Annotated in this window: 19 protein-coding genes; 11 read left to right on the top strand and 8 right to left on the bottom strand. The window is 61.4% G+C overall.

Annotated elements, in window-relative coordinates; genetic code table 11:
- Nucleotides 1–169 precede the first annotated feature (169 nt).
- The 7 genes from HW554_RS15900 (at nt 170) to HW554_RS15870 (ending at nt 6897) form a co-directional block, all read left to right on the top strand.
- On the top strand, nt 170–1387 hold the full coding sequence (locus HW554_RS15900; RefSeq protein ID WP_176909569.1) for an ABC transporter substrate-binding protein: 1218 nt from the start codon (nt 170–172) through the stop codon (nt 1385–1387).
- A 159-nt stretch (nt 1388–1546) separates the two neighbouring features.
- Nucleotides 1547–2407 carry an ABC transporter permease family protein gene (locus tag HW554_RS15895; protein ID WP_176909568.1) on the top strand — a complete coding sequence of 287 codons (861 nt, stop codon included), beginning with the start codon at nt 1547–1549 and terminating at the stop codon, nt 2405–2407.
- Nucleotides 2408–2645: 238 nt separating this feature from the next.
- Nucleotides 2646–3407, top strand: a complete 762-nt coding sequence (locus tag HW554_RS15890; RefSeq protein WP_176909567.1) for an ABC transporter permease subunit — start codon at nt 2646–2648, stop codon at nt 3405–3407.
- A 94-nt stretch (nt 3408–3501) separates the two neighbouring features.
- Nucleotides 3502–4122: a hypothetical protein gene (locus HW554_RS15885; RefSeq protein ID WP_176909566.1), complete on the top strand. Its 621-nt coding sequence runs from the start codon at nt 3502–3504 to the stop codon at nt 4120–4122.
- Nucleotides 4115–4768: a hypothetical protein gene (locus HW554_RS15880; RefSeq protein ID WP_176909565.1), complete on the top strand. Its 654-nt coding sequence runs from the start codon at nt 4115–4117 to the stop codon at nt 4766–4768. The genes HW554_RS15885 and HW554_RS15880 overlap by 8 nt, the downstream gene beginning before the upstream one ends.
- Before the next feature lie 285 nt (nt 4769–5053).
- Nucleotides 5054–5797, top strand: coding sequence for an ABC transporter ATP-binding protein (locus HW554_RS15875; RefSeq protein ID WP_176909564.1), 744 nt, complete (start codon nt 5054–5056; stop codon nt 5795–5797).
- Between the two features lie 155 nt (nt 5798–5952).
- Entirely contained in the window at nt 5953–6897 is a 945-nt protein-coding gene (locus tag HW554_RS15870; RefSeq protein WP_176909563.1) for a radical SAM protein, read from the top strand.
- Nucleotides 6898–6955: 58 nt separating this feature from the next.
- On the opposite strand, the gene HW554_RS15865 is transcribed toward HW554_RS15870, so the two are convergent.
- Nucleotides 6956–8500: a SulP family inorganic anion transporter gene (locus HW554_RS15865; RefSeq protein ID WP_176909562.1), complete on the bottom strand. Its 1545-nt coding sequence runs from the start codon at nt 8498–8500 to the stop codon at nt 6956–6958.
- Between the two features lie 230 nt (nt 8501–8730).
- Here HW554_RS15865 and HW554_RS15860 point away from each other — a divergent pair, with 230 nt between their 5' ends.
- Entirely contained in the window at nt 8731–9600 is an 870-nt protein-coding gene (locus HW554_RS15860) for a sterol desaturase family protein (RefSeq protein WP_176909561.1), read from the top strand.
- A 133-nt stretch (nt 9601–9733) separates the two neighbouring features.
- Nucleotides 9734–12403, top strand: coding sequence for an MGH1-like glycoside hydrolase domain-containing protein (locus HW554_RS15855; RefSeq protein WP_176909560.1), 2670 nt, complete (start codon nt 9734–9736; stop codon nt 12401–12403).
- A 131-nt stretch (nt 12404–12534) separates the two neighbouring features.
- On the opposite strand, the gene HW554_RS15850 is transcribed toward HW554_RS15855, so the two are convergent.
- From HW554_RS15850 to HW554_RS15830, 5 genes are all read right to left on the bottom strand, one after another.
- Nucleotides 12535–12987, bottom strand: coding sequence for an ankyrin repeat domain-containing protein (locus HW554_RS15850; RefSeq protein ID WP_176909559.1), 453 nt, complete (start codon nt 12985–12987; stop codon nt 12535–12537).
- Between the two features lie 85 nt (nt 12988–13072).
- The gene (locus HW554_RS15845) at nt 13073–14134 is read right to left on the bottom strand and encodes a bile acid:sodium symporter family protein (RefSeq protein ID WP_176909558.1); all 1062 of its coding nucleotides are present in this window, start codon (nt 14132–14134) and stop codon (nt 13073–13075) included.
- Between the two features lie 8 nt (nt 14135–14142).
- A complete protein-coding gene (locus HW554_RS15840; protein ID WP_176909557.1) occupies nt 14143–15030 on the bottom strand; it encodes a tetratricopeptide repeat protein in 888 nt (295 codons plus the stop codon).
- Nucleotides 15031–15416: 386 nt separating this feature from the next.
- Nucleotides 15417–15884 (bottom strand): PepSY-associated TM helix domain-containing protein, encoded by a 468-nt coding sequence (locus HW554_RS15835; protein WP_176909556.1) that lies wholly within the window; start codon nt 15882–15884, stop codon nt 15417–15419.
- Between the two features lie 250 nt (nt 15885–16134).
- Nucleotides 16135–17724, bottom strand: coding sequence for an MDR family MFS transporter (locus HW554_RS15830; protein ID WP_246285343.1), 1590 nt, complete (start codon nt 17722–17724; stop codon nt 16135–16137).
- A 207-nt stretch (nt 17725–17931) separates the two neighbouring features.
- Between HW554_RS15830 and HW554_RS15825 the strand changes: the two genes are divergently transcribed.
- A complete protein-coding gene (locus HW554_RS15825; RefSeq protein ID WP_176909555.1) occupies nt 17932–18705 on the top strand; it encodes a sulfite exporter TauE/SafE family protein in 774 nt (257 codons plus the stop codon).
- Between the two features lie 130 nt (nt 18706–18835).
- Here the strand turns inward: HW554_RS15825 and HW554_RS15820 are convergent, their stop codons facing one another.
- Complete coding sequence (locus HW554_RS15820) at nt 18836–19300, bottom strand: hypothetical protein (protein ID WP_176909554.1); 465 nt, start codon at nt 19298–19300, stop codon at nt 18836–18838.
- A gap of 236 nt (nt 19301–19536) precedes the next feature.
- On the opposite strand from HW554_RS15820, the gene HW554_RS15815 reads away from it, so the two are divergent.
- On the top strand, nt 19537–20571 hold the full coding sequence (locus HW554_RS15815) for an SDR family NAD(P)-dependent oxidoreductase (protein WP_176909553.1): 1035 nt from the start codon (nt 19537–19539) through the stop codon (nt 20569–20571).
- Nucleotides 20572–20859: 288 nt separating this feature from the next.
- On the opposite strand, the gene mutM is transcribed toward HW554_RS15815, so the two are convergent.
- A complete protein-coding gene (mutM, locus tag HW554_RS15810; protein ID WP_176909552.1) occupies nt 20860–21684 on the bottom strand; it encodes a DNA-formamidopyrimidine glycosylase in 825 nt (274 codons plus the stop codon).
- Between the last annotated feature and the right edge of the window lie 246 nt (nt 21685–21930).

Below are 21930 nucleotides of genomic sequence, written 5' to 3'. Positions count from 1 at the left end.
CGGCCGGAGGCGGAGTCGAAGCATCTCTACTGCACTGCAGTAGTAATCCTGTCGGCTGATTTGTGTTGCGGCGAAGCGGTAGAGATGCTTCGACTTCGCCTCCGGACACTGGCTTGATGCGCCACATGCTCAGCATGACACCGTTCTTGTTGTTACTGAATTACATTCTATGAGAGTTTCCCTCCTCTATTTCCTCCCCGCCCTGGCCCTGCTGACCGCTTGCGGCGCAGGTGAGCAGGCCAAAACGCCGGACCAGACGCTGGCCCAGACCTGGCCGCAAATTGAGGCAGCGGGTAAAAACCAGCCGGTGAGCATGCTGATGTGGATGGGCGACCCGCTCATCAATAAGTATATGCAGACCTACGTGAAGCCCGAGGTGCAGCGCCGCTATGGCATCGACTTGCAGATTGCGTCCAGCCAGGGCGCGCAACTGGTGCAGATGCTGGCCGCCGAGCAGCAAGCCGGCCAGCCCAGCGAGGCCGATATGGTCTGGATCAATGGCGAAACGTTTTACCAGCTCCGGCAGGTAAATGCGTTGCTCGGGCCCTTCGTAGACAAGCTGCCCAACGCCCGCCTGCTCGACCTCGAAAACCCATTCATCAACACCGATTTTCAGCAGCCCATTGCTGGCATGGAGGCCCCCTGGGGCAACGTGCAGTTCAACTTCATCTACGATTCGGCCCGGGTGGCCAGTCCGCCGAAGTCGTTTGCCGAACTGCCGGCCTTTGTGCAGGCCCACCCCGGCCAGTTCACCATCCCGAACGAGTTTACGGGCATGACCCTGCTCAAATCGTGGATGATTGCGCTGTCGGGCGACCCGAAGCTGTTTCAGGGCAAGTTCGACGAGGCGGTGTACACCAAGTGGTCGGGCGAGTTGTGGAAAGTTATCAACCAGAACAAGCGCTACTTCTGGAAGGAGGGCCGCACGTTTCCGGAGCAGCTGGCGCCGCTGCATCAGCTGTTTGCCAACGGCGAGGTGGCCTTTACCTTCTCCAACAACGATGCTGAGGTGGACAATAAGATGAACCAAAAGGTGTTTCCGGCCACGGCCCGCGCCTACGTGCCGCTGCCCGGCACCATCCAGAACTCCCACTACCTGGGCGTGGTGCGCGGGGCCCAACACCCCGAGGCGGCTATGCTGGTTATCAACTTCCTGCTTTCGCCCGAGGCCCAGCTGAAAAAGATGGACCCCAACGTGTGGGGCGACCATACGGTGCTCAACCTGGCCGCCCTCACGCCCGAGCAGCGCCAGCAGTTTCAGCAGCTACCCTCGCGCCGCTACGCCCCGCGCCGCGAGAGCCTGCAGAACCTGGCCCTCATGGAACCCGACCCCGAATACATGACCCGGCTGTTCAAGGATTTTCGGACGCAGGTGCTGGAGAAGTAGTCAAGGGATATTAAGAGGGCGTCATGCTGAGCGCAGCAGCGCGGATCCGAAGCATCTCTACCGCTTCATTGCAACTGACAGAATTAAAATTAGCATTGCGGTAGAGATGCTTCGACTACGGCTTACGCCTTCGCTCAGCATGACGTTTCCTACACCATCATGAAACCCATCAAACCCATCAAACCCATTCTGCCGCTTTACGCCCTGCTCGTTATCGGCTTGCCACTGGCGGGGCTGGGCTACGCGTTGCTGGGTAGTGTGGGCGTGGTGGGGCCACTGGCCGAGGGCTTTACGGGGCAGTACTGGCAGGCGCTGGGCCACGAACCGGGTCTGGCGTACGCCGCATTGTACAGCCTCTGGATTGCGGGCGCCTCGGTGGGTATTTCGGTGGTGCTGGCGCTGTTGCTGGTGCTGCGGGCGCAAGCCACGCTGCAGCGCGGGCCGCTGCCGGGGCTGTTATACGTGCCGCTGGTAATGCCCGCGCTGGTGGTGGCGTTCTATCTGTTTCAACTGCTGAGCCGCAGCGGCTGGCTCTCGCGCATCAGCTTCCGGCTGGGCCTGACGAACAGCCTGGAGGCCTTCCCCGAGCTGGTGCAGGACGCGGCAGGCGTGGGTATCATTCTGGCCCACGTGCTGCTCACGTTTCCGTTCCTGACGCTGCTGTTCCAGGCCATCTATCAGGAAAGCCGCCTCGCCGAGCTGGGGCAGCTTACGAGCACGCTTGGGGCCAGCGCAAGGCAGTTTCGGCGGCGGGTGGCGGCGCCGCTGCTGCTGCGCCGGGCCGCGCCCACGGTGCTGCTCAGCTTCATTGCCACGCTCGGCGCCTACGACATTCCGCTGCTGCTGGGCCGCCCGTATCCGCAGATGCTGAGCGTGTTCATCATCACCAAACTCCAACGCTTCGACCTGCGCGAACTGCCCGCCGCCTACCTGGCCGGGTTTCTGGTGGCGGCAGGGCTGCTGGGGCTTATTCTGCTGCTGTTGCGGCTGGCAAACCGGAGTAGGATAGAGGCAGGATGAGAGGAGTAACAAACCGAATTGCGAAGAGCGATGTAGGAGCGGGGCTTGCCCCCGCCCGCCATTCGCGCCGCTACAACGGTAATCGTTCAATGGCAATCGTTCAACGGCGGGCGGGGACAAGCCCCGCCCCTACAGCGTGCTAATAGGGTCCGCTCATAATCTGGCTCTATACGCCACATAACCAGCTTGCCAACGTTCTTCCTGTATTCCGTTTCCGCACCTCTTCTCACCACCAACAATGCGTTCCAGACTCCTCATAACCGTTCTGCTCATCCTCTTCGTGCTGCCGTTTGGGCTGCTGGGGCTGCTGGCGGTGGGGGAGGAGTGGCGCTTCCCGGAGGTGCTGCCGCCAGCCTACTCGCTGGAGCCGTTGCGCGGGCTGGTAGCGGCCGATAACGACTTGCTGGGCGGCCTGGGCAAAAGCCTGCTGCTGGCCTCGGTGGTGGCAGTGCTGGCCACAGTGGGCGGCTTTATAGTAGCGCGGGCCATTGCCGGAACGCGGCTATCGGCCCGCTGGACCGCCCTGAGCTACCTGCCCTACGCGCTGCCGCCGGTGCTACTAGCCGTCCTCATTCAGCCTTTTATTATCCGGATGCATTTGTCGGGCTCGGTGGGCGGGGTGCTGCTGGGGCTGCTGCTGCTGGCGCTGCCCTTCGCTACGCTGCTGCTGGGCTCCTTCTGGAGCCAGCGGGCCACCGAGTACGAGCAGCTGGCCCGCACATTGGGCTGCACGCCCCGGCAGGCGCTGCGCCGGGTGCTGCTGCCGCTGGCCGCCCCACTGCTGCGCACCACGCTGGTGCAAACGTTCCTGCTGGCCTGGTTCGATTTCGGCCTGACCAACGTGCTGAGCGTAGGTAAGGTGCGGACGCTTACGGTGCAGGTGTTCATGTACGTAGGCGAGGCCAACGCCCCGCTGGCGGCCGTAGCCTCGCTGCTGCTGGTGCTGCCGCCCATGTTGCTGCTGCTGGCCAATAAATCTGCCCTGCTGCGAAAGCCGTAGCTTTAATCAGTTGTTAGTTTTTGGTTGTCAGTTGTCAGTCGGTAACCAAAATCTCCAAAAACTAACAACTGACAACCAAAAACTGACAACGATAATGCTGCAAGCCCTTCTGATTTCCAATGGTCTGCAAGGGCTGGATAGCTACTATGTTTCCAGTGAGCTGGTGCAGTACACTACCTGCCTTATCACCAAAGACTTCAATCCCGACCTGTTACCTTACGACCTGCTGGTGGTGCCCAACGGCTCCGACCACGTGGCCATGCTCAGGATAAAGGATAAGGTAGCGGCGTTTTTGGCGGCCGGGAAGGCATTGATTTGCTGCGACGGGTTTTTCACGGCCTGGGTGCCTGGTAACCAGTGGCTGATGGACAACTCCCGGCGCACGCTCGACGTGCGCTATGTGGCCGGTACCGATTCGTACGGCCTGCTGGCCAACGTCAACCTCGATGAGCTGAACTTCTCGCACGGCATGAGCGGCTGGTGGGCCTGCGGCTACATTCGGGCGGCTGCCGGGGCCGACGTGCTGCTGGCCGATACCTGGCAGCGCCCCATTGTGGTACTCGACGAGGTAAGCACACCGGGCCGAATGCTGCTCACGGCCAGTGGCCCGCTGGCCGACGTAACGTACGCCGGCAAATCGGAAAGCGCAATGGTTACGCTGTACCGCAACTTCCTGCACCTTATTTCCACCGAAACTGTTTCTGCACATGGCTAAGATCGGCTTGATTTTCAACGGTGTGTGGTCGCACTACGCCGTGGCTACGGCCCCCAAATACCGCGACCTGTATGAGCTGCTGTACGTGCACGACCTCACGGCCGAAGCTGTGGCAGACCTGGAGGCGCTGGCCATTCCCTTCCAGTCGAATCAGCAGGTGCTGACGGAGAAAAAGGCCATCATTTACGATTTCCTGGCGGCCGGTAAAAAGGTGTTCCTGGAAGGCGATTCCTCGACTGCCTGGCTCGATGCGCAGTGGGAGGACCGGCCCGTAAACAACTACTGGTGGGTGGACGACCCTACCAACCCGCCCGTGTCGGAAACCAACTACGACCATCCTGTGTACCAGGGCCTCACGCCCCGGCAGGCCTGCTGGCACACCCACGGCGTGTACACCCGGGTACCCGAGTCGGCCGAAATCCTGCAAACCAACGCCGCCGGCGACATTATCACCTGGCAAACTCACGCCTACGGTGGCACACTGCTGGCCACCACCCTCGACCCGCTGGTCGAGCACGGCGTGCAGCAAATTACGCACCTCGATAACTACGTAGACCGCCTCACGTACTGGCTCAGCGACCAGCAGCCCAGCCCCGACCGCATGACGATTGACGCGGCGGCGTATGGGGAGGGCGCAGTGGTATGAGGTTGATCAGACTGGAATGAGTGGCTAATGATGAAGCTGTTTAAAAAGTCAAAAGAACGTCATGCTGAGCGAAGTCGAAGCATCTCTACCGCTTCGTTGTGGTCGTTTAACGAAGCAGTAGAGATGCTTCGACTTCGCTCAGCATGACGTCCTAACTGATTCCTGGCACTTCCTAAACAGCTTCGATAAAACCGGAACGTCATGCTTCATCTGGCGTCCGCGCAGTCGAAGCATGACGTTCTTACTAGTCCTTTGAACGTCATCTAATTTCCCAAAACCCAACCCATGCTCACCGTTTCGCACCTTTCCAAGCAGTTCAACGACCAGCCCGTACTACGCGATATTTCGCTGACGTTGGCCGAGGGCGAAGTGCTGGCGGTGCTGGGGCGCTCGGGCTGCGGCAAAACCACCCTGCTCAAGATTCTGGCGGGCCTCGAAACGGCTGACAGCGGTACCCTGGAGCTGCACGGACAGGATTTGCTCCCCGTTCCGCCCAACGAGCGGCAGATGGTGTACCTGTATCAGGAGCCGCTGCTGTTTCCGCACCTTTCGGTGTTCGAGAACGTGGCTTTTGGGCTGCGGATTCGGAAGGTGAAAGAGGCAGAAATCAGGCAGCGCGTAACCGAGCTGCTGGCCGAGCTGGAGATGAGCGAGCACGCCCGGAAGGCGCCGCATCAGCTTTCGGGCGGGCAGCGGCAGCGCGTGTCGTTCGGGCGGGCGCTCATCATCCGGCCGCGTTTGCTGCTGCTCGACGAACCCTTCGGCAACCTCGATGCCCAGACCCGCGCTGCCATGCAGCAGTTGTTCGGTCGTGTCAGCCGCCAGCACCACATCACGTCCATTTTCGTCACCCACGACAGCCGCGAGGCGCTTACCGTGGGCACCCGCCTCGGCTACCTGGAGCGCGGCCGCCTCACCAGCTTTGCCTCCGTAACCGAGTTCGTGGCCGACGCCCGCACCAATATTGCCGCCGAACTGTCTTTCTGGGAGAACATCCGCAGCACGGCCAGCCCAGCGGTTGCCGAGTGAATAACAGAACAGGGTCATGCCGAGCGAAGCGGAATCTCTAGTGCTTCGTTGCAGTCGACAGAGTTAGCATGGCGGAACGTCATGCTTCGACTACGCGGACGCCAGATGAAGCATGACGTTCCGCCTTTCGCATTAGAATAACCTAAAATCACAGAATGAAAACCGATTTCAATCATTGCGAATCCGTTTACTGGGTATTTACCCAGCTCTGCAACGATAAGTGCGACCATTGCTACAACAGTTCCGGGCCCCAGGGTACGCGCATCAGTGTGCAGGACTGTTTTCGCATCATCGACAACTTGCCCGAGAAGATTGATCGGCTGATTTTGTCGGGCGGCGAGCCGCTGGCTGATAAGGTGAAGCTGTACTCGATTCTGGACGCTTTGCAGCGCAAGTACCAGGGCCGCACCCAGATTATGCTGCAAACCAACGGTGACCTGCTGACCGAGAAAATCCTCGATTTGCTTATCGATAAAGGCGTTACCCGCTTCGATATTGCCAGCATCGACCGTTACCACAAGGCCGCCGGGGCCCGGCTGATGACGCTGGCCGACCTGTTTGAGAGCCGCGGCGTGAACGGCGACGACCACGACCCGCTCATCGATAAGGAGCACCTGCTGGTGGAAGCCCACCGCCTGAGCTGGGGCTACTGGGGTGCCAGCGAGGATATGTGGCTGGGCGGCAACTGGGCCCGCGGCCGCGCCCTCGAAAAGGATATCTGGCTCAAGGACCCCAGCCATAACTTCTGCGCCATCCTCTCGGGCGCCAAAGGCTTCCTGGGCGGTACCGAGCTGCCCCAGGAAATCAGCATCCAGCTCTGGAAAATCAACCCTTGCTGTCCCGGTACCAAGTTTCCGCTCGGCGACGCCCGCAAGGAAAAAGTAGCCGACGTGCTGCTGCGCGCTTCCAAATCGGAAATCATGCAGCGCCTCAATGAAGGAGCACCATGGAAAATGGGCGAGTCCGTTGGCGTCTCAGAAGCGCACGCCCTGGCCCGCACCGAGGACCTGCAGAACGTGTGCAAGTGGTGCGACGAGTTCTTCGAACAGCACTTTGAGGGCCCGCTGGTAGCCTCCGAAGAGCCGAAGGTTGCGGTGTAAACAACGGTGTAGGGGCGGGGACAAGCCCCACCCCTACACCGTTTTCGGGTCTACCCAATTAGTACCGTAAATCGGCCCCCGCGACATGGTAAATCGGGTCTTCCAGGATGTTCACGTCGATGAGCGAGTCGGCACGCTGGAGCAGGTGGCGGCAGTCGGGGCTGAGGTGGCGTAGGTGCACGGTTTTGCCCAGGCGGTGGTAGCGTTCGGTGAGCTTGTTAAGGGCGTCGATGGCCGACATATCGGCGACGCGGCTTTCGGCGAAGTCGATGATGACTTCCTGCGGGTCGTCGGCCACGTCGAACTTCTCGCCGAAGGCCTGCACCGAGCCGAAGAATAGCGGCCCGAAGATGGCGTAATGCTTCACGCCGGCCTCGTCGAGGTGCTTACGGGTGCGGATGCGGCGGGCGTTTTCCCAGGCAAATACCAGCGCTGCAATGATGACGCCGATAAACACGGCCAGCGCCAGGTTGTGCAGCACCACCGTCACCAGCGTCACGGTTAGCATCACCACGAGGTCGGAAACGGGCATTTTGCTGAACGTTTTAAGCGAAGCCCACTCGAACGTGCCCACCGACACCATAATCATCAGGCCGGTGAGGGCCGCCATGGGCACGCGCTCAATCAGCGAAGCGCCGAACATAATGAATACCAGCAGCATGACGGCCGCCACCACGCCCGAGAGGCGCGCGCGGGCCCCCGACGAGATGTTGATGAGGCTCTGGCCAATCATGGCGCAGCCACCCATGCCCGAAAACACGCCCGACAGCATGTTGGCCACGCCCTGGGCCACGCACTCCTTGTTGCCGCGGCCCCGGGTTTCGGTGATTTCGTCAATCAGGTTCAGCGTCAGCAGACTCTCAATCAGGCCCACGCCGGCCACGATGGCGGCGTAGGGGAAAATGAGACCCAGCGTGGCGAAGGTGAACGGCACGGCCGGGATATGGAACGGCGGGAAGCCGCCCTGAATCGAGGCAATGTCGCCCACCGTTTTGGTATTGATGCCCAGCCCGATAACCAGCGCCGACACCACCAGAATGGCCGTCAGCGAGGCCGGCACCACCTTGGTCAGGCGTGGCAACAGCACAATGATGGCAATGGTGAGGCCCACCAGCCCGACCATTGTCAGCAGCGCGGTTCCCGTCAGCCAGTGCAGCACCCCATTGGCCCCCGGAGCCTGAAACTGTACCAGCTGCGACAGGAAGATGATAATGGCCAACCCGTTGACAAAACCGAACATCACCGACTGCGGCACGAGCCGGATAAACTTGCCCAGCCGCAGCACGCCCGCCAGCACCTGAATAATGCCCGCCAGAATAACGGTAGCGAAGATGTATTCGACGCCGTGGGTTTTGGCCAGCGCCACCAGCACCACGGCCACCGCCCCGGTCGCCCCCGAAATCATGCCCGGCCGCCCGCCCAGCACCGACGTGACCAGGCCCATCATAAAGGCTGCGTACAGGCCCACCAGCGGCGGTACCCCGGCAATGATGGAAAACGCCACGGCCTCCGGAATCAGGGCCAGGGCCACCGTCAGACCCGACAGAATTTCGTTTTTGTAGTTGACTTTATACTGCGTGAAGTAGTGCAGGACTTGTTGCATAAGCGGCGAAAAGCAGGAAAGGAGTGGGGCCAAAAAAGCCGCCCGCCCCGGTTGGGTCGTGCGGCGGGAAACGTGGGAGCCCGGCGAAATGAAGAATCTGACGGAAGATCCGCCGGGGCAAAGGTAGGGGTTCGAAGGTTGGTGGTTGATTCAGTAAAACGTCATCCGCCACATGCGCTGAATGACGTTCTTTGTATTCTCGTAACTGACAACCACCACTAATTATGAACATGTTCCCCGTTTCTCACCCGCTGCTCAAGCGGTTCGATAAATACGCCACGCCTATTCTGGCCGTGGTGGGCCTGGGGTTGCTGCTGTTTGAAACCCGTAAGCCGCTGCGCAAACGCACCCGGCCCCGCACCGAGCGGTGGGTGCGCAACGCCGTGCTGGCGGCCCCCTCGATGCCGGCCATGCGCCTGACGCTACTGCCCGCCATGGTGGGCCTGGGCAACCTAATGGCCCCGTACCGCACGCCCCTCTCGCGCCTGCCCGAGCCGGCCCGCATGCTGGCCGAAGTGCTGCTGCTCGACTACCTGGGCTACTCCTGGCACCGGCTGCTGCACTCGCCGCTGCTCTGGCGCTTTCACCGCGTCCACCACTCCGACCTCGATATGGACCTGACCACCGGCTGGCGCTTTCACTTCGGCGAAATGCTGGCCAGCATCCCATACCGGGCCGGCATTGCGGCCCTGCTGGGCGTGCGCGGTTCCACGGCGCTGGGCTTCGAGGTGGTGTTTGAGGCCTGCACGGCCTTCCACCACACCAACCTGGAGCTGCCCTATGAGCTGGAGCGCCGTCTGGCCCCGTTCATGGTCACGCCCCGCGCCCACGGCATCCACCACTCCATGGTCGACCGCGAAACGCAGAGCAACTTCGGCGTCGTGCTCACCCTCTGGGACCGGCTCCACCGCACCCTGCGCCTTAACGTGCCCCAGCAGGACCTCACCATCGGCGTGCCCGCCTACGCCGACCCGGCCGGCCAGACCGTTGCCCGCCTGCTGGCCCTGCCGCTGGAGCCCCAGGATACCTGGGCGTTGCCGAATGGTGAGGTACCCGAACACCCTGAATACGCCAAACCGGTTACCGAGCTGGCGGAGTAGGTTTCGGTGTCCGGTTAACACTTTTTAGACTCTTCTGTAGATGGCAACTGGCAACCCAGTATCTTTGCCGGCTTAACAGGGCCTGATTTTTGGTATCCTGAACCGGCGGCCGTTGGCCGGCCCGATTCTATTTATGACGCACGAACAACTGCGGCTGGCTGATGCCAACGCCCTGACTGCCCCTTGGAAGAAGTTTGGTCCCTATCTCACTGAGCGGCAGTGGGGCACGGTCCGGGAAGATTATAGTCCCGACGGGCAGGCCTGGAGCTTCCTGCCCCACGACGAGGCCCGTAGCACCGCCTACCGCTGGGGCGAGGACGGAATAGGTGGCCTCTCCGACAACGAGCAGCACTTGTGCCTGGCCGTGGGCCTGTGGAATGGGCAGGACGAGATGCTCAAGGAGCGCTTGTTCGGCCTGACCAACCCCGAGGGCAACCACGGCGAAGACGTGAAGGAGCTGTACTACTACCTCGACAGCACGCCCACGCACTCCTACATGCGGATGCTCTACAAGTATCCGCAGGCCGAATTCCCGTACGAGCAGTTGCGGCGTGAGAGTGCCGCCCGCACCCGCCAGGACCCCGAATTTGAGCTGCTCGACACCGGCATTTTCGATCAGGGCCGTTACTTCGACGTGTTCATCGAGTATGCCAAGGCTGGCCCCGATGACGTGTTGCTGCGCATTACGGCCCACAACCGTGGCCCCGAGGTTGCGCCGCTGCACGTGCTGCCCCAGCTGTGGTTCCGCAACACCTGGAGCTGGGGCTACCCTCACCAGGAAGCCCGGCCTGTGGTGGCGGCCCATGCCCCCGGCACGGCCCTGGCGGCCCACCCCACGCTGGGCCAGTACTACTGCTACTGCGACCATCCCGACGTCGAGCTGCTGTTCTGCGACAACGACACCAACGCCTACCGCACCGGCAGCCTGGCCGATTATCACAACCCTGGCCGCTACTTCAAAGACGGTATCAACGATTACGTGGTGGAGGGCGACCCCACGTCCGTAAACCCGGCCCGCCGGGGTACCAAAATGGCCGCTCACTGCCAGTTCGAGGTGCCGGCCGGCGAATCGGTTACCGTGCAGGTACGCCTGACCCCGGCTGCTCTGGAGGTACCGTTTGCCGATTTCGGAGCCATATTTGAAACCCGCCAGCAGGAGGCCGACGAGTTTTACGACTGCCTCCAGGACGATTTGCCCGCCGATGCCACCGACGCCCGCAACGTGCAGCGCCAGGCGTTTGCCGGTATGCTCTGGAGCAAGCAGTTTTACTACTACGATGTGGCCCAATGGCTCGACGGCGACCCGGCCCTGCCGCGGGTGCCTGCCATGCGCCGCCGTAAGGGCCGCAACCACAACTGGCGCCACCTGCGCAACCACGACATCATCTCGATGCCCGATACCTGGGAATACCCCTGGTACGCGGCCTGGGACCTGGCCTTCCACTGCATTCCGCTGGCCATGGTGGACGTAGAATTCGCCAAAAACCAGCTCCGGCTACTGTGCCGCGACTGGTACATGCACCCCAACGGCCAGCTGCCGGCCTACGAGTGGCACCTGTCCGATGTGAACCCGCCCGTGCATGCCTGGGCCACCTGGCGGGTGTACCAGATGGACAAAAAGCTGAATGGCCACGGCGACCCGGCTTTCCTCGAAGCCGTGTTCCACAAGCTGGTGCTCAACTTCACGTGGTGGGTGAACCGCAAGGATAAAAGCGAGCGAAACGTATTCGAGGGCGGTTTCCTGGGCCTCGACAACATCGGCGTCTTCGACCGTTCGGCCCCACTACCCACCGGTGGCCACATCGAGCAGTCGGATGGCACGAGCTGGATGGCCATGTTCGCGCTCAACCTGATGCGCATTGCCATGGAGCTGGCCCGCACCAACTCGGTATACCAGGAAATGGCCGGCAAGTTCTTCGAGCACTTCCTCTACATTGCCGACGCCATGACGCGCGGCGGCGACGGCCAGTTCAACCTCTGGGACGAGGAAGACCAGTTTTACTACGACGTGCTGCACACGCCCGACGGTGCCCGCACCATGCTCAAGGTGCGCTCCATTGTGGGCCTGATTCCGCTGTTTGCCGTGGAAGTGATTGATGAGGAACTGCTCAGCGAGCTGCCCGATTTCACGGAGCGGGCCCGCTGGCTGCTCGAAAACCGTCCGCACCTGGCCCAACTCGTGTCGCGCTGGCGCGAGAAGGGAACCGACGGCGACGGCAAGGGCGCCCGCCACCTGCTGAGCCTGTTGCGCCGCTCGCGCCTGCGGGCCCTGCTGCACCGCATGCTCGACGAAACCGAGTTCCTCTCCGACTACGGCATCCGTTCCCTGTCGCGCGACCACCTGGCCAACCCCTACGTGTACCACACTCCCGAAACCGACTTCACGGTGCAGTACGTGCCCGGCGAGGCCGAAAGCAGCATGTTCGGGGGGAACAGCAACTGGCGCGGCCCCATCTGGTTTCCCATCAACTACCTCATCATCGAGTCGTTGCAGCGTTTCTATGCCTACTACGGCGACGCTTTTCAGGTCGAGTACCCGACCGGCTCGGGTAAGATGCACACGCTGAAGCAGATTGCCGAGGCTCTCTCGGAGCGCCTGGCCAAGCTGTTTCTGCGCGACGCCAACGGCCTGCGCCCGGCCTTCAACGGCGACGAGCTCATGCAGACCGACCCGCACTTCAAAGACCACCTGCTCTTCCACGAGTACTTCCACGGCGACACCGGCCGCGGCCTCGGCGCCAGCCACCAAACCGGCTGGACTGGCCTCGTCGTGCGCCTGCTGGGGCAGAAGAAGGCGGATTAATTAGGACGTAGGATGTGGCAAACGAGCTGTGATGCTAAGCAGCGCGAAGGACCTATTAAGAGGCTACCTGTTGAGGTGAGCTTCCTAATGAGTCCTTCGCGCTGCTTAGCATGAAAGAATGGCTTCGTTGGCTATATCTTGCTCTTTATCAGTTTGATGACCTGCTCGTTTTCGCCTTCTTTGGCGGCGGCCAGTACGTCTTTACCGTCCTTGTCTTTGGCCTTGGGGTTGGCTCCGTTAGCAAGCAGGAATTCCACTACGTCGAGGCTGCCGTTGGCGGCGGCGGCCATAAGCGGGGTCATCTGGAAGGAGTCGGTTTTATCAATCTGAGCCTTGTTTTTGAGCAGGGCCTTCACCACATCGAGGTGGCCGTTGCCGGCGGCAATAACCAGGAAGGTGGTCGGAAAGCCGGGCATCATTTCTACCGGCGCGTTGGCGTCGGCTCCGGCCGCGAGCAGGGTTTCTACGTCGGCCGGGTTGTTTTTTGCTACTGCCGCGTACACTTTCTGGGTGGGCGTCGTCTGGGCCTGGGCCAGAATAGTAGTGGTCAGAAATAGCGTAAAAACGAGAAGAAGTTTTTTCATTCCGGAAAGTGGGGGTGGGGTGGAAGAAAACCAGCCGGAAGATACGGTTTCAGTGGAAAAAATACACGCAATAAAAAGTGCTCGCCTAAGTTTCCGGCTGGGCCTCGGCGCGTAGGGCGGCCCGCCCAAACTGCTGGGCCATGATGCTGGCCAGCACAATTTGCAGAGCATGGTAGAGCATGAGTGGCAGCAGCAGCGCCCCGGTAGCGGCAGTGGCCGGAAACAGCAGGCTGGCAAACACGCTGCCATGCACCAACGACTTCTTGGAGCCGCAGAAAATGGCCGTGGTGCGGTCGGCGGCCGAAAAGCCCAACAAACTGCTGGCCCCGGCTACCAGCCCGAACACCGCGAAATACAATCCTACCATGCCCAGGCCCAGCAGCGCCACCGTGGCCGGCGCGTAGCTTCGGAACACGCCCTGGGCAAACGATTCGCAGAACGAGGTGAACACGATGCTCAGAATAACTACTTGGTCGAGCACCCGCAGGTGGCCCTTGTGCCGCCCGGCCCACTCGCCGAAGCGCGGGTTGAGCAGCATGCCCGCGCCCACCGGCAGCACCACCTGCCAGGCCAGGCTGAGGGCCAGTTCTCCCAACCCCTCAGTGCCGCCCGCGCCGGCCGGGTGCAGCACCAAACCCACCCACAGTGGCGTAAGCGCTATGCCCAGCAGAGCGCTCAGGCTGGCGTTGAAAATAGCCGCTGGCACGTTGCCGCGGCCCATGCTTACCATCACCACCGAAGTGGAAACCGTGCTCGGCAGCACGCACAGAAAGAAAATGCTCGGCCACAGCAACTCGCCCTGCATCCCGCCAAACAATGGCCGCACTGCCAGCGCCAGCAGTGGAAACAGCAAAAACGTAGTGAGCTGCACTACAATGTGCAGCCGCCAGTTACGGGTGCCATTGCGCAGACTGCTTAGGCTCAGCTTGAGGCCGTACAGGAAAAAAACCAATGCCACCCCTCCGCTTGTAAGAGCGTCCCAGGGCAGAGGGCTGGCCTCGCTGCCCAGTTCGGGCATCAGGTAAGCCAGTCCCACCATCCCGGCCAGCGCCGGCAGAAACCAGTCGAGCAGCCCGGCGCGCCGCAACCAAGCTAGCAGGCGATTTTCAACAGGGGGTAGGCGTGATGGGGCAGCAGGTTGTGGCATCAGCAGGATTACTCCTTGATTTCGAAATTGTACTGTTGGGCCCTGTTGCGAAACAGATCAAGCTGATTATTCTCCTTCATCGCGCCGTACAGCAGGCTAATAAGCTTGTTGCTGTCGGCAAGATAGGGCGACTCCTGCTGCGTGTACAAACGATGAGCTTGAAACAGGTTGTCGAGGGCAGCGGGAAAATCACTGGCAACCAGGGCCATTTTTCCGGCTCCAAAATAGCCTTCTGGATTGTAGGGATGAAAATAGCGTAGCTTCTCAAAGTAGCCACGCGCCTCGTCTGGTTTTTCCAGCCGGTTTTGCACTACCGCCATATTCAATAGGGCCAAGTCGTCTTCCGGAAAGATAGCCAGGGATTTAGCGTAGTAATCGGCGGCTTTTTTGAAATCCTGCAGCTGCCGATAGCAAATGGCGGCGTGGTCGTGGGCTTTTACAAATTTACGGTCGAGCTTGAGAGCTTTTAGAAAAAGGGGCAGCGCTTGCTGGTATTGTTGCTTCTCCAGCAACGCGGTGCCAGCATCGTACGCTTTCTGAGCTGCCGCAATATTCGAAGACGCATAAGAGTGTTCGGTGCGCTGCACTACATAAGCATTACGCACGGGCGGGCACGAGGCGGTTGCCAGTTCCTGGGTTTTAAGCAGGGCACCTTTCATGCCCTCAACCGTGCCGATGGCCTCCAGACCACCCTGCTGGATGGCGGCTTTGGTTAGTGCCTGGGGGAGGCATCGTTGCAGACGATTCGCCACCGAATCGGGTTGGGGAACTTCCCCAATGCAGGCGCACAGTTTCTCCGCGGCGAGTTGGGGCAGGGTAGCGGTTTGGGCCGCCAGTGGGCTAGTCGCCAACAGGATTGCAGCCGCAATTACCGCTTGTTTAAGGAGGGGATACATGAATAGGTGAAATAGTATTGAGCGGGCAATATGCGGCCTCGCAATAGAATTAGCGCGCTGTATTTTGCGAAATATCTAATGTTGGGGTATGGCACACAAATAAAGAAGCACCGTCCTGTAAGGGACGATGCTTCCAGAAGGAAAACCTAGCTGTTGCTGGAGAAGAAGCTGTTCAAGAAGCACTTGGAATCAATCAGAACGTCATGCTGAGCCTGCCGAAGCATCTCTACCGCTTTGTTACAGTCGTTCAACGAATCGGTAGAGATGCTTCGGCAGGCTCAGCATGACGTTCTTTCGACTTCCTAAACAGCTTCGAAGATAGAAACAACCGGTGTTCTACCCCACTAACTGCTTCGCTGGTTTCTTGCGGGATTTTTTCAGGCGCTTCAGCCACATAATGGTGCCCGTGATGGGAAAGTGAAGCCCAGCAGGTAGGCCACGAGGCTGACGACTTTGCCCGGCCAGCCCCAGATGGACCCCGTATGCACCGGCTTGAACAGGCCCCGGACCCGCTGGCCCAGGTTACGCCGCTCGTAGGTTTGGGCACCCACCATCTGGCCGCTGTACTGGTCGGGATAAACCTCGTCGGTGGCGTTGTCGGTAGAGGCATCGGGCCGCAGGGTGGCTAGCTTGAAACTGGCCGTGGAGTCCTGGGGCAGTTGCAGGCTGTAGAACACCGCTCGCGGGGCCGGTTGGTGGGCGCGGGCCAGCGCCGCATCGGGCAATGAGCCGGCCAGCGCGCGGGTGTTGTGGTGCTCGCTCACCCAGAACCGGGTAAAGTCCAGCCGGTCGTTCAGCCGCGCCAGTTCCACGGTGTGCAGCAGCGCCTCGCGCGGCGTGCGCCCCAGCGGCACCGGCGACTGGTCGAAGACGCTGAGTTAAAGCTTGTTTTCAGTAATCATGTAATAGAAACAGGAGGTGACCCCGGCCGTAAAGCCGGGGTGAAGCACCTATAACAGCCACCAGCGGGTAGTAGCCTGCTAACTGTAGAACGACTGTAGCGCGAAGCTTCAGCTTCGCGTGCCGTTGAACGACTCAACCGCCAACTGCCTCAACGATTCCGTTCGACGATACGCAAAGCGGGAGCTTCGCGCTACAGCCGTTCTACTTCACCTTCATCGGCGGAGCCTCCTCGTTGGTTTTGCGCAGCGGCAGCTCGGGCACGAACAGCGTCATTACGAAGCCCGCGGCCACTAGCAGCAGCGTCACCAGGTACACCTGCGAAATAGCCTCCGAAAACGCGGCTTTCAGCTCCGGCGAAGCGGGCGTACCAGCCGGCACTACCACCGGGCCTTCGCCCACTGGGGCCGCCTGGGCCGCTGCGGCCGATGGCGCTACGCCGCCCGCCGGACCGGCCGCGGGCAGCACGCTGCTCAGGCCCAGCGAGAGAATAACACCCAGCACCGAGGCCGTAATGGCCCCGCCAATCTGCCGGAAAAACTGGCTGGCCGAGGTGGCCTGACCGATAAATTGCGGCTCCACGGCGTTCTGGATGGCCAGCGTGTAGAGTGGCATGCTCGGGCCCAGGCCCACGCCGCAAATCAGTAGGTACACCAGCACCTGGCTGTAGCCTACGGTGGGCGGCATGGTGGCCAGCAGCGTAAGGCCGCCCATCAGCACCACCAGTCCGGCCAGCATCCAGCGCTTGTAGTGGCCGTAGCGCGATACCATCTGGCCGGCCAGCAACGAGCCTGTCACCACGCCCATCGACAGCGGAATCAGGCTCACGCCGGCGCTGGTGGCCGATTCGCCCAGTACGTTCACCATGAACAGCGGCTCGAAAATGATGAGCCCCAGAAACGCCCCGCCCAGCAGGAACAGGGCCGCGTTGGCCGTCCGGAACACCGGGTTTTTGAACAGGCTGAACGCCAGAATAGGATTGGGGTGACTGAGGCTGCGACGCACGAACAGCAGTAGCATCAGGGCCGCGAAGGATAGCAGGCCCAGCGTAACGGGGTCGGTCCAGCCATACTGGTTCTTGTTGAGCTGCAGGCCGATGACCAGTGAGCCCAGCCCCAGAATCAGCAGCAGCATCGAGAGGTAATCGAGGGGCTTGGGGGCGGCGCGGGGGCGTAGCGGGGGCATCTGGGTGATGATGAACCACAGGGCCAGCGCGCCCAGCGGCAGGTTCACGTAGAATACCAGCCGCCAGCCCTCCACCCCCGGAATCAGGTTGGTGCCGTTATCGGTGAGGAAACCGCCCAGAAACGGCCCCAGCACCGATGAGGTGCCGAACACGGCCCCTACAAACCCCTGGTAGCGCCCGCGCTCAGCCGGCGGAAACAGATCGGCAATGACAATGAAGGCCATGGCAAACAGGCCCGCCCCACCTAAGCCCTGAATGGCCCGGAACACGATGAGCTGTGTCATTCCGTCGCCGAGCAGGGGCAGCGTGCCGAACTCGCCGGCCAGCCCGCACAGCGCCGAGCCCAGCAAAAACACGCTCACGGCTACAATCTCAATGGTGCGCCGCGAGTAGGTGTCGGCTAGCTTGCCATAAATGGGCACCAGTGCTGTGCTGGCCACCAGGTACGAAGTGGCTACCCAGGTAAACCGGTCGAGCCCCTGCAGGTCGTCCACGATGCGCGGCAAAGCGGTGCTGACGATAGTTTGGTCGAGGGCCCCCAGAAACATGGCCAGCAGCACGGCGCCAAACGTGAGCATTTTCTGCCGTTGCGTAAGTTGTTCGGTCATAAGCCAAGCTGTACGGCCGCCGGCGGCGCCGGTTGTTAAGCGGGCGAAAGCAAGGGTTGGGCAGGAATAAAGTCAACAACATTCAGGTCGTCATGCTTCATCTGGCGTCCGCGCAGCCGAAGCATGACTGTTTTTTTTTGCTCCTGCGCCGGTCCTTCTCTCACCCATTGAAGCACATTTCCTGCTGCCGCTTACCTTCGCGGCCCTATGCTGACTGCTACCACGCTTGCCCTGCTGTGTTTATTCGCCTTTCTGGCGGGGTTGATTGATGCCGTGGTGGGTGGGGGCGGACTGATTCAGCTGCCGGCGCTGCTGGTGCTGTTGCCGGGTGTGCCGGTGCCCACATTGCTGGGTACGGGCAAAGTATCGTCGTTGCTGGGTACGGTGGCGGCATTGCGGCGCTATGCGGGGCAGGTGCCGCTGCGGTGGCGGGCGGTGGGCACGGCGGCGGCGGTGGCGGGCGTGTTCTCGTTTCTGGGGGCGCGGGTGGTAAGCAAGCTGCCCCAGGAGCTGCTGCCACCGCTGGTACTAGGTTTGCTGGTGGTTATTGCCGCCTACACTTTCTGGCGCAAGGATTTCGGCAGCATCCATGCGCCCCGGCTGCCCGCCAGCCGCGAGCCGTACTATGGGGCTGCGCTGGGCTTGGTACTGGGCTTCTACGACGGGTTTTTCGGCCCCGGCATGGGTTCGTTTCTGCTCTTCTCCTTCGTAGGGCTGTTCGGCTACGATTTCCTCTCGGCCTCGGCCTCGGCCAAGCTCGTTAACGCCATCACCAACTTCACGGCCCTCATCTACTTCGCCGCCTCCGCCCAAATTCTATGGGCTGCCGCGGTGCCCATGGCCGTCAGCAACATCGTAGGCTCCACGCTGGGTGCCCACCTGGCCCTACGCCACGGCACCGGTTTCGTACGGGTACTGTTCCTGCTAATGGTCAGCGCTTTCATTCTGAAGCTGAGCTGGCAGGTATTTTTTGGTGGTTAGCGAATAAAAGAACTGTCATTCTGAGCAGCGCGAAGAATCTCGCGCGCCACAGTAATTCCCTACTACAGGATTACCGTGGCACGCGAGATTCTTCGCGCTGCTCAGAATGACAAACTTCCTAACTCCCACTTTACTCCTGGCCCGGCATGCCGGGAACGGGGTTGCCCTGGATGCCCTGGGAGCTGGGTACGCCCATTTTCTCTTCGCGCTTGCGCTGGTACTTATCGAACTGGGCGGGGCTGAGCACCTCCTTGAGCTGTGCCATGCGGGACTGGCCGATGTCCTCGATAACGCCGCCCATCTTGCGCACATTCTGGCGGTAGGTCTGGCGGGCGGTTTCCACACCGCGCACGCTAATCAGGTTTATCTGGCCCACCTTGGCCATTTGCTGCGGGTTAAGGCCCAGGGCTTTCTGCATGTTGGCGGTGAGGGCCGTGGCGCGCTCGGCAATCTTGCCTTCATCGAGCTTGGGAGCCGGCGCGGCGGCCGTAGTGGCGGGGCGGGGCGTTGGTTTGGGCCGGCCGGCCGTTTGGGCCAGCAGGGTAGGGGCGGCCGTGAGGGTAAAGAGAGTGGCGAGCAGGAAGGACGCTTTCATGAGCGAAGAAGTCAGTATCGAGGAAGTAAAGCCGGGAAACGGCCCGCAACCGGGGCCGGACCGCAAAGGGGTAGTAAAGATGGTGCCAGTTTCAGCAAACCACTGCCACCAACGCGCGTCGGCGAAGTTATATTCCCTGCAGGAGCCTAAAAAACCCGGCCCGCCGGCTGAGTTGTAACCTTTCGGTTTCTAAATCCTTACATCTACCTAACCTTCCACCTAAACATATTCCTTGTATGAAATCTGATACCCGTAATTCCCTGCTCATGGCCGCCGCTGCCGGTGCCGGGCTGCTGGCCGCTACGCTCTACGCCAACCGCCGCGGCAGCTTCGAGCTGGCGGGCCGCACCGTGCTTATCACTGGCGGCTCGCGCGGCCTGGGCCTCATTCTGGCCCGGCAGGCCGTGGCCGAAGGTGCGCGCGTGGCCATCTGCGCCCGCGACGCCGACGAGTTGGAAACGGCCCGCCGCGAGCTGGCCGCTGCCGGCTCCGAGCCGGTACGGGCCTTCGTCTGCGACCTTACCCAACCCGACGAGGTGCGCCAGCTGGTAGCCGATGTGGAGCAGCAACTGGGGCCCATTGAGGTGCTGGTCAACAACGCCGGCATCATCACGGCCGGCCCGCTCGACAATATGGATGTGCGCGAGTTCGAGGACTCGATGGATACGCACTTCTGGGCCCCCCTGCACGCCATGCAGGCCGTGTTGCCCAGCATGCGCCAGCGGGGCGAAGGCCGCATTGTGAACATTGCCTCGGTGGGCGGTAAAGTGGCTGTGCCGCACCTGGCGCCCTATTGTGCCAGTAAATTCGCGCTGGTGGGCCTCTCGGAAAGTTTCCGGGCCGAGCTGCTGCAGTACGGTGTGCGCGTAACTACCGTGTGCCCCGGGCTACTGCGTACCGGCAGCGCCCGCCACGCCCTCATCAAGGGCCAGCACCGCAAGGAATACGCCTGGTTCACAGTGGCTGATTCGCTGCCGGCCCTCTCGATGAATGCCGACAACGCCGCCCGCCGCATCTGGAACGCCTGCCGCCGCGGCGACGCCGAAATCATCCTCAGCCTGCCTGCCAAGCTGCTCTCCGGGCTGCACGGCCTGCTGCCCGGCACCACCGCCAACCTGCTCGCCTGGGTCAATCAGGCCCTGCCCGCCCCCGACAGCAACCGCGGCGACGCCCGTCGCTTCGGCTACGAAAGCGAGTCGCCCATCACCCGCTCCTGGATTACCATGCTCAACCGCCGTGCCGAGAAAAAGAACAACGAGGAGTTTGAGTAGGGGAGGGAGAGGAATATTTGTCGTCTTGAGCGCAGCGAAGGACCTGGTGAGAAGCTGAAGCTGTTTAGGAAGTCAACTAGAACGTCATGCTGAGCTTGTCGAAGCATCTCTACTGCTTTGTAGTGGGGCGTTCAACGAAGCAGTAGAGATGCTTCGACAAGCTCAGCATGACGTTCATTTAAATAGCAGACACTTCCTAAACAGGTTCGCTATATCCCTTTCAACGACAAAAAGGAAGCAGCTTCTCACCAGGTCCTTCGCTGCGCTCAGGATGACAGGTGATTTGTCCTACTCTGCCGGCTCGGGCTGGCACTTGGGGCAGAAATAGGTAGCCCGGCCGCCCACGTATTTCTTCTCGATGCGGGTGCGTGGGTGGCGGGGGCAGAACTCGTGGGAGTCGGTGCCGGGCGTGGCCGACTCGTCCCACTCGCGGGCGTGAATGAGGAAGCTGGCCGGGAAGTTCCGGTAGTTGGCCTCGGCGGCAATGGCCGTGGTGAGTACCAGCTGAACGGCTGCGTGCAGGCGCTTGACCTCGGCGGCCGTTACGGTGTTGGCTATGCGCTCGGGGTGAATTTTGGCCTGAAACAGTACCTCGTCCACAATCCAGTTGCCGAGGCCGGCCGTGAGGCGCTGGTCGAGCAGCAAGGGCTTGAGGAGCGTTTTGCGCTTGGTCAGCCTGTCAGTCAGCTCGGAAACGGTCAGTTCCAGCGCGTCGGGGCCAAGCTTTTTGGCCTGCTGGTAGGCGGCTACACTTTCGGCCAGCCGGATGCGGCCAAACTTGCGCGGGTCGACGAAGGCGGCGCGCAGGCCCGAGTCGAGGTGCAGGGCTACGCGGGTGAAGCGGGGCGCGTCGGCGGCGTCGCGGTAGGCGCCCACGTCGCCGCTCATGCCGAAGTGCAGCACCAGCACCTGGCCGTTGTCGAGCAGCAGGAAGCAGTTTTTGCCCAGCCGGCTGGTGCCCGAAATGGTACGGCCCACCAGTGCCGGCCGCAGCGTGTCTTCGGGCGTGCCCAGCACGTGGGCGTCGAGCACTTCGAAAGCGGTAATCGTCTGGCCCACTACCAGCTCATCCAGAAAGCGGCGGTAGGTTTCGACTTCGGGTAATTCGGGCATTTGGGAGGGTCAGCGAGTTGTGGGTTTCGGGAGTTGTAAAGGGCGCTATAATGGCCCCTGCATGCATAAACAGGTAGCCCGGTAAAAAGTCAGGCAGGGCTGGCTCGCGTAACTAAATAGCCCGAGTTATTAAAGAACGGTGTAGGGTGCGGGGCTTGTCCCCGCCCGCCGTTGAACGGCTCAGGTCTGAATCGTTCAACGGCGGGCGGGGGCAAACCCCCCCCCCCCCCCCCCCCTTTGATGCAG

Source organism: Hymenobacter lapidiphilus (assembly GCF_013377885.1).
Taxonomy (GTDB): domain Bacteria; phylum Bacteroidota; class Bacteroidia; order Cytophagales; family Hymenobacteraceae; genus Hymenobacter; species Hymenobacter lapidiphilus.
Note: the sequence above shows the minus strand (reverse complement) of the source record. Positions and strands in the feature narration are given on the sequence as shown.